We start from the raw sequence: 238 nt of genomic DNA, 5'->3' as shown, positions 1-238 counted from the left end.
GGTGCGGCCGCCATAGGAATAGACGGCGTCGATGCCGGCGCGCGCGATCTCCGCTGCGAGCAGGCTCGCATCGGCCGTTCCGCCCAGAATGAGGGCGCGTGTCATGAGTGATTCCTTGGCTGATCCCTGGCTGACCATCATCGGTATCGGCGAAGATGGCCTTGCCGGGCTGTCCGAGGCAAGCCGAAAGGCGCTTGCCGAGGCTGAAACCGTGTTCGGTGGCGAGCGCCACCTTGCG

General features: G+C 66.0%; 2 pseudogenes. One reads left to right on the top strand and one right to left on the bottom strand.

The annotated features are described in order from the left end of the window. Window positions 1–105, bottom strand: a pseudogene (locus tag IC50_RS42870) (cobalt-precorrin-6A reductase); the annotation flags it as partial. Window positions 106–115: 10 nt separating this feature from the next. On the opposite strand from IC50_RS42870, the pseudogene IC50_RS40970 reads away from it, so the two are divergent. Beyond that, window positions 116–238 (top strand): annotated as a pseudogene (locus IC50_RS40970) (cobalamin biosynthesis bifunctional protein CbiET); the annotation flags it as partial.

The sequence above is a fragment of the Bradyrhizobium genomosp. I (2014) genome, from assembly GCF_000261685.1.
Taxonomy (GTDB): Bacteria; Pseudomonadota; Alphaproteobacteria; order Rhizobiales; family Xanthobacteraceae; genus Bradyrhizobium.
Note: the sequence above shows the minus strand (reverse complement) of the source record. Positions and strands in the feature narration are given on the sequence as shown.